Origin of the sequence: Myxococcus sp. AM010 (assembly GCF_013372585.1) — a bacterium.
GTDB lineage: Bacteria > Myxococcota > Myxococcia > Myxococcales > Myxococcaceae > Myxococcus > Myxococcus vastator.
Map to the genome: position 1 here is coordinate 26,300 of NZ_JABXEO010000091.1, position 6,000 is coordinate 32,299.

General features: G+C 69.4%; 5 protein-coding genes. 2 read left to right on the forward strand and 3 right to left on the reverse strand.

The window, feature by feature from the left end:
• Window positions 1-95: 95 nt before the first annotated feature.
• Window positions 96-434 carry a hypothetical protein gene (locus HV826_RS37570; RefSeq protein WP_255217494.1) on the reverse strand — a complete coding sequence of 113 codons (339 nt, stop codon included), beginning with the start codon at window positions 432-434 and terminating at the stop codon, window positions 96-98.
• Window positions 435-455: 21 nt separating this feature from the next.
• The gene (locus HV826_RS30555) at window positions 456-1,922 is read right to left on the reverse strand and encodes a monovalent cation:proton antiporter-2 (CPA2) family protein (protein WP_255217495.1); all 1,467 of its coding nucleotides are present in this window, start codon (window positions 1,920-1,922) and stop codon (window positions 456-458) included.
• Window positions 1,923-2,555: 633 nt separating this feature from the next.
• Between HV826_RS30555 and HV826_RS30560 the strand changes: the two genes are divergently transcribed.
• The gene (locus HV826_RS30560; RefSeq protein ID WP_176420591.1) at window positions 2,556-4,316 is read left to right on the forward strand and encodes an ELWxxDGT repeat protein; all 1,761 of its coding nucleotides are present in this window, start codon (window positions 2,556-2,558) and stop codon (window positions 4,314-4,316) included.
• Window positions 4,268-5,395, forward strand: coding sequence for an ELWxxDGT repeat protein (locus HV826_RS30565; RefSeq protein ID WP_217918849.1), 1,128 nt, complete (start codon window positions 4,268-4,270; stop codon window positions 5,393-5,395). The genes HV826_RS30560 and HV826_RS30565 overlap by 49 nt, the downstream gene beginning before the upstream one ends.
• Before the next feature lie 105 nt (window positions 5,396-5,500).
• On the opposite strand, the gene HV826_RS30570 is transcribed toward HV826_RS30565, so the two are convergent.
• Window positions 5,501-6,000: SLC13 family permease (locus tag HV826_RS30570; protein ID WP_368671027.1), on the reverse strand; the 500-nt coding region annotated here is incomplete at its 5' end.

The following is a 6,000-nucleotide window of genomic DNA, read 5'->3' on the forward strand; positions in this document are numbered from 1 at the left end:
GTGGCGCGCAGGTGCGCTTGCCGTCCTCCCCCTCGACAGGGCCTGGTACGGCGCGATCGCCAGCAGCGATGGCGCCGCGCCCCTGCGCCTCGCGCCTACTCGTTCCTGCCCTGGGTTGCTTCGGCCGTTTCCGGGGTGAGCGGCGTGGCGGCCTTGCGCGGAGGCGTGAACGGCGTCGGCGTCGGGCTCGGGGCGATGTTGCCGATCAGCAGGCGCGCGCCCGCGGTGAGTCCCCCGGCCAGCTCCAACTGCACGCGTTCCGCATCGCGGCGGCGCACCGCCTCGACGATCTCCAGTGCGTCTTCCTGCGGAACGCCCAGTTGGCACAGCGCGTGCTGGCCGAACTTGATCGCCGATTCGAAGGTCTCGCGCACCTGCATGTCGACGCCGGCGTTGAGCAGTTGCAGGGAATGTTCGCGATCGAAGGAGCGCACGAGCAGCTTCGCCTGGACGAACTAGGACTTCACCAGCTCGACGATGCGGTTGGCGGCCTCCTTGTTGTCGACGCACACGGCGATCACCTGCGCGCTGTCCGCGCCCGATGCGCGCAGCACGTCCAGGCGCGTGCCGTCGCCGTAGTAGATCTTGAAGCCGAACGTGCCGGCGCTTCGGATCATCTCCACGTCGTTGTCGATGATTGTCACGTCCACGCCGCGCGCGAGCAGCGACTGGCTCGCGACCTGGCCGAAGCGGCCGAAGCCGATCATCAGCACGCTGCCCGACAGGCCTTCGGCGATGTCCAGATCGTCGATCTTTTCTTCCTGGCGCTTGAGCCACGGACGCACCGCGAGCACGACCACGGGCGTCAGCGCCATCGACAGCACGACGATGGCGGTGAGGTGGGCGTTCTGCGCGGCGGCGATCACGCCGCTGGCGGCGGCGGTGGCGTACAGCACGAAGGCGAATTCGCCGCCCTGCGCCATCAGCGTGGCGCGATCGAGCGCTTCGTGATGGCTGGAGTCGGTCAGCCGCGCGACGGCGTAGATGCACAGCGCCTTGACCAGCATCATCGCCAGCACCGCGCCGAGGATCAGCGCCCAGTTGTCGCGCACCACCGACAGGTCCAGCGCCATGCCCACGCCGAGGAAGAACAGGCCGAGCAGCAGGCCGCGGAACGGTTCGACATCGGCTTCGAGCTGGTGGCGGAACGTCGACTCCGACAGCAGCACGCCGGCGAGGAACGCGCCCATCGCCATCGACAGGCCGCCCAGTTGCATCAGCAGCGCCGACCCCAGCACGACGAGCAGCGCGGCGGCGGTCATCACCTCGCGCGCCCGCGCCGCGGCGAGCAGGCGGAACAACGGATTGAGCAGCCAGATGCCCGCGGCGAGGAGCGTGACCAGCACGCCAGTGGCAATGCCTATCGAGGTCCAGCGCGAAGCCTCGCTGCTGGGCTCGCCCGGCGCGAGCAGCGCCACCAGCACCAGCAGCGGCACGATCAGCAGATCCTCGAACAGCAGCACCGAGACGATCTTCTGTCCGTGGGGCAGGGCGATGTCGCCGCGTTCGCCCAGCAGCTGCATGACGATGGCGGTGGAGGTCAGCACGAAGCCCATTGCCCCGATGAATGCGACCACCGGCTCATCGCCGAACAGCAGGCCGACGCCGGTCAGCGCCGCGGTGCAGGCGGCGATCTGCAGCGTGCCCAGGCCGAAGATCTGCCGACGCAGGCTCCACAGGTGCGAGGGGCGCATCTCCAGGCCGATGACGAAGAGGAACATCACCACGCCCAGCTCGGCGACGTGCAGGACCGCCTGGGGGTCGGAGAACCAGCCCATCCCGAACGGCCCGATCGCCAGCCCCGCGGCGAGGTATCCCAGCACCGAACCGAGCCCCAGTCGCTTGAACACGGGCACCGCGACCACCGCCGCGCCTAGCAGGGACACCACCTTCACCAGATCGTTCGAGCCCACGTCCGCCATCTGTTTCCCCAAATCATGTGAACCGCACCGTCCCGTGAAGTCTACACGGGACGCTTTCGCGTGGAGTTTGCCCCGCTCAGCGCTCGCCCAGGGACTTGCGCGGCGATGCCGCTACGGGGCGCGCGGTGCTCGATGAAGAATTTCTCGGCCATCCGGCTCAAGTGGAGGAGGCGGTCCTGATGGAGCGCCTCCTCGGAGTCGTCCCCGGGCAGGGGAACCTTCGCGTCGCGCACCAGGATCCGCCCGGTTTACGTCGCCGCCGCCCTGCTGCTCACCACGGTGCGGGGTGGCGCCAGTCGAACCACGGCGGACGACGTGGACTCCGATTGAAAGGGGTGTCGGCGGGGAGCGCTCGCACTGCCCGCAGAGGGGGGATTGTCGTCCTCCACGTCATTCCCAGATTCCAGCGCTCCATGGCTGAAAGTCTTCACAAGCCCCGAGGAGGGCGCGATGTTCCGATGGTCGAAGTGGAGACTGCTGGCGTTTTTTGTTGTCTGTCTTTGTGCTGGACGTGGCACTGCGGCGGACGCACGGCAATCCATTGAGCGCCGGCACCCGGTGCCCGTCTGCCCGACGCCGCGGTGCGCTCCGGCCCTGCCCGTCAAGGACATCCGCTTCGGACGGAGCTCGAGCTTGCCCGGCGCCTTCGTGGACCTGGGCGGCACGCTGTTCTTCACCGCCACGGACCCGCTTCACGGCCGCGAGCTGTGGCGGAGCGACGGCACGGCCTCCGGCACGGTGCGAGTGAAGGATATCTACCCCGGTCCAGAGGACGCGTTCCGCGACTTCGATGACGAGCTGTTCATTTCCTTCCGGCCGCTGGTCGTGATGGGCGGCGCGATCTACTTCATGGCCAACGACGGCGTGCACGGCGATGAGCTGTGGCGGAGCGACGGCACGGAGGGGGGCACGGTCCTCGTCAAGGACATCCAGCCCGGTGAGGGGGGCGGGTTCCCCAGGAACCTGCGCGTCGTGGGCGACACGTTGTTCTTCTCCGCGTTGGACGACATCCACGGCTTCGAGCTGTGGAAGAGCGATGGCACGGAGCAGGGCACCGTCCTGGTGGCGGACATCGCTCCGGGGCCGGAGGGCTCGACTCTTTCTTCCTTCGCCCACCTGGGGGACACGCTGTACTTCTCCGCCGATGACGGCACGCATGGCTCCGAGCTGTGGAGGAGCGACGGAACGGCCGAAGGCACGGTGATCGTCAGGGACATCGCCGAAGGTTCGGAGGGCAGCTCACCGTTCTGGCTGACGGCGGTGGGGGACACGCTGTACTTCGTCGCGGAGGAGGCGCTGCACGGCCGCGAGCTGTGGAGCAGCGATGGGACGCCCGAGGGGACGATGCTCGTCGAGGACATCGTTCCCGGCACGGAGAGCTCGAGCCCCTGGGCACTCATCACGACGGGAGGGCGCCTCTTCTTCTTCGCCCGCACGCCAGCGACGGGCGAAGAACCCTGGGTGAGTGACGGGACGGAGTCGGGGACGTTCCTGCTCAAGGACGTCTTCCCGGGCCCCGAGGATTCGTACCCCGACATCGACCCTTCGCGTTTCCGCACGACCCTGGACGGGAGCCTCGTCTTCAACGCGGACGACGGCATTCACGGCGTCGAACTGTGGAAGAGCGATGGGACACTCGGGGGCACGGTGCTCGTCAAGGACATCAACCCTGGCGCGGCCAGCTCGGTTCCGTTCCTGCCGGTGGCCGTGGACGGGACGCTCCTCTTCGCCGCCCGCGACGCGAAGGGCCGTGACGAGCTCTGGCGGAGCGATGGCTCGGAGGACGGCACCTACCGCATGCGCACCGTGACGGGGGGGCCTCGCATGTCGGATCCCCGAGGCTTCACCGCCTCCGGCGAGTCCGTCTTCTTCCTGGCCTTTGACGACAACATCGGTGGGGAGCTGTGGTCCTTGCCGCTGGCCTCGCTGGGCGACTGCGGCACCCAAGCGGGGAGTCTGGGCCTTCACGAGACGGGGGCCGGCGGCCTCGGCCCCTGGGCCGCCATCCTGGGGCTGCCCGTGCTCGCGTTGAGCGCGTTGAGCGGGCGGCGCGGGAGGTGGCCGCTCATGGCGGTGATGCTGCTCGCCGTGTCCGGGCTGGCCTGCACGTCCGTCGACTCCGAGGAAGGGTCGCCCATGGACGACGAATCCGGGACGCCCGAGGTGACGGACTTCCATTCGAGCTGCAAGGGGCCCGTGCTCGTCAGGGACATCGCCGCCTGCATCGAGGACTCGACGCCGGAAAACCTGGTGGACTGGCGGGGCACGCTCTACTTCACCGCGAATGACGGCCGCATCGGCACCGAGCTGTGGCGGAGCGACGGCACGCGGGGGGCACTCGGCGCGTGGATGACATCGCCCCCGGACTCGCCGGCTCGGACCCTCAGGAGCTGACGCCCGTGGGCGGGCTGCTCTACTTCTCCGCCGACGACGGTGTGCACGGCCGCGAGCTGTGGAAGAGCGACGGCACCGCGGCCGGAACGCGTCTCGTGGAGGACAATGTCCCGGGCCCCCAAGGCTCGGCGCCGCGCAGCCTGACGGTGGCGGACGGGAAGCTCTTCTACGTCGCCGTGAATGCCAGCTACGACGCGGAGCTGTGGAAGAGCGATGGCACGCGGGGCGGCACGACGCGTGTGAAAGAGGGAGTCGCTCCCTGGGACCTCGTGGCGCTGGGACGTCTCGTCATCTTCACCGCGTATGACCCGGAGACAGGCTCCGAGCTGTGGCGGAGCAACGGGACGCGCGCGGGCACCTACCGGCTCGCGGACCTCGTCCCGGGGCCCGGCAGCGCCAATCCCATCTTCCTGACCGCGGTGGGTGACAAGGTCTACTTCGCCGCCTTCACCACCGAATTCGGTGGCCGCGAGCTGTTCGTCACGGATGGGACATCCGCGGGGACGCGGCTGGTGAAGGACATCGTCCCTGGCGACGAAGGCTCGTACCCGGAGGGCTTCGTGGGCCTGGGCGACACCGTGTACTTCACCGCCACGAGCACGGGCCCCACGCCCGAGCTCTGGAAGAGCAATGGGACGGCGGCGGGCACCGTGCGCGTCGGGACGGTGTCGCCGGTTCCCTTCTCGCTGGTGGCGGCGGGCGGCCAGGTCTTCTTCCGTGGCGGCGCAGACGGCGTGGACGTCGAGCTGTGGCGGACCCAGGGGACGGCCTCGGGGACGCGGAGGGTGAAGGACATCGTCCCGGGCCCCGAGAGCTCGGACCCCCAGGACATGACGGCGGTGGGCGACTGGCTGTTCTTCACCGCCTTCCAGGCGGACACGGGCCGCGAGGCGTGGCGCAGCGACGGGACGGAGGCCGGCACGGTGCGCGTCGCGGAGCTCGTGCCGGGCCCGCTGTCCTCCTACCCGGGCGGCTTCACCCGTTCGGGCTCACGGGTGTACTTCGCAGGGGACGACACCGTGACGGGAGACGAGCTGTGGGCCCTGCCGCTGGCCTGCCTCCCGCCGTCACGGAAGTGAGGTCTGGCCGCCGCGTCCTTGTGGTCCTGAATCATCTCCAGCACGAGGGATACGGAGCGCCCCATGCAGTTGTCGTCGCCAAGGACGTGGATGGCGCCGCGCGGCTCAAGCGGACAACAGGCCCCACGCGATCGCCACGGTCTGGATGACGGCGAAGCTCAGCAGCCCGGCCGGAAGGAACTCGGCGAACCCGAACCGGATGAGGTTCCCCTCCGGGTCTCTCAGCGCCGCGCGTTCGGTGAGCGCCTGGGCCAGCGGTCCGGAGGTGGCCGCGGTCAGGAACAGCGAGCTGCCGGCGCACACCGACAAGGCCAGCCCGATGTAGACCGTCTCCGGAGAATGCTGCTGTGCCAGGCGCTCGGCCACCTCCAGCAGCGCGGCCATGCTGGGGCCGGCGGAGAAGACGCCGGTGAGGAGCCCGGCGGCGACGAAGAACACGCACAGCTGCGCCAGCGGCGAAATCGGCAGCGCCTGCAACCAGCCGGCGGCGTCGGCGAACAGGCCGCTGCGCCCCACCGCGCCCACCATCACGAACAAGGACAGCAGGAACAGCGCCGCCTCCATGTCGATGCGCGTGCGCACAATCCGCTCGCCCAGCCCCCCCG

Excerpts from the sequence above, each read along its gene's own strand:
- HV826_RS30555 (WP_255217495.1), bottom strand. The coding sequence starts at position 1,922 with ATGGCGGACGTGGGCTCGAACGATCTGGTGAAGGTGGTGTCCCTGCTA.